This is a genomic window from Acinetobacter sp. YH01020 (genome assembly GCF_013420275.1).
GTDB classification, from domain to species: domain Bacteria; phylum Pseudomonadota; class Gammaproteobacteria; order Pseudomonadales; family Moraxellaceae; genus Acinetobacter; species Acinetobacter amyesii.
In genome coordinates, this window is record NZ_VOYN01000128.1 from 1 (window position 1) to 1,153 (window position 1,153).

Annotated in this window: 2 protein-coding genes and 1 pseudogene; all 3 read left to right on the top strand. The window is 51.9% G+C overall.

Annotation, left to right across the window (positions count from 1 at the left end; genetic code table 11):
- Positions 1-131: 131 nt before the first annotated feature.
- On the top strand, positions 132-629 hold the full coding sequence (gene dfrA12 / locus FTT85_RS18490; RefSeq protein ID WP_001083725.1) for a trimethoprim-resistant dihydrofolate reductase DfrA12: 498 nt from the start codon (positions 132-134) through the stop codon (positions 627-629).
- A 111-nt stretch (positions 630-740) separates the two neighbouring features.
- The gene (locus FTT85_RS18495) at positions 741-1,031 is read left to right on the top strand and encodes a DUF1010 domain-containing protein (protein WP_001336345.1); all 291 of its coding nucleotides are present in this window, start codon (positions 741-743) and stop codon (positions 1,029-1,031) included.
- Between the two features lie 5 nt (positions 1,032-1,036).
- Positions 1,037-1,153, top strand: a pseudogene (locus tag FTT85_RS18500) (ANT(3'') family aminoglycoside nucleotidyltransferase); the annotation flags it as partial.

Sequence of the window (1,153 nt, forward strand, 5' to 3'; positions counted from 1 at the left end):
TGTTTTTTTGTACAGTCTATGCCTCGGGCATCCAAGCAGCAAGCGCGTTACGCCGTGGGTCGATGTTTGATGTTATGGAGCAGCAACGATGTTACGCAGCAGGGCAGTCGCCCTAAAACAAAGTTAGCCATATGAACTCGGAATCAGTACGCATTTATCTCGTTGCTGCGATGGGAGCCAATCGGGTTATTGGCAATGGTCCTAATATCCCCTGGAAAATTCCGGGTGAGCAGAAGATTTTTCGCAGACTCACTGAGGGAAAAGTCGTTGTCATGGGGCGAAAGACCTTTGAGTCTATCGGCAAGCCTCTACCGAACCGTCACACATTGGTAATCTCACGCCAAGCTAACTACCGCGCCACTGGCTGCGTAGTTGTTTCAACGCTGTCGCACGCTATCGCTTTGGCATCCGAACTCGGCAATGAACTCTACGTCGCGGGCGGAGCTGAGATATACACTCTGGCACTACCTCACGCCCACGGCGTGTTTCTATCTGAGGTACATCAAACCTTCGAGGGTGACGCCTTCTTCCCAATGCTCAACGAAACAGAATTCGAGCTTGTCTCAACCGAAACCATTCAAGCTGTAATTCCGTACACCCACTCCGTTTATGCGCGTCGAAACGGCTAACCATTCCGTCAACGGGACGCCAAAATGCTGCGCATTTTGGTTCCCTCCGCTGCGCTCCGGCTCTCGTTACGTCCAACGTTAGCACCACTGAAACCCAGCTTTATTTAGCTCATGTTTATTCAAACGGCATTTAGCTTTTCAGGCGTTATTCAGTGCCTGTTTTGCCTTTTTTCCGGGCTTCGCCTGCATGGGCTGCGCAGGTTTTCAGTCTTTTTGGCCTCTAGCCCTTGCGTAGCAAGCGCAAGCAGCTATCGTTTTTGCAGTGCTGTGCCGCCTCGGTGGCGCAGCGTTTTTTCACGGTTAGCGCCCGTCGCCAAATTCAAGTTATCCGTTTTGGCTTCTGGTTCTAACATTTCGGTCAAGCCGACCCGCATTCTGCGGTCGGCTTACCTCGCCCGTTAGACATCATGAGGGAAGCGGTGACCATCGAAATTTCGAACCAACTATCAGAGGTGCTAAGCGTCATTGAGCGCCATCTGGAATCAACGTTGCTGGCCGTGCATTTGTACGGCTCCGCAGTGGAT

What these genes read in the sequence shown, in the direction of transcription:
- FTT85_RS18495 (WP_001336345.1), top strand. Translation starts at nt 741, where the DNA reads ATGTTTATTCAAACGGCATTTAGCTTTTCAGGCGTTATTCAGTGCCTG.
- dfrA12 (WP_001083725.1), top strand. Translation starts at nt 132, where the DNA reads ATGAACTCGGAATCAGTACGCATTTATCTCGTTGCTGCGATGGGAGCC.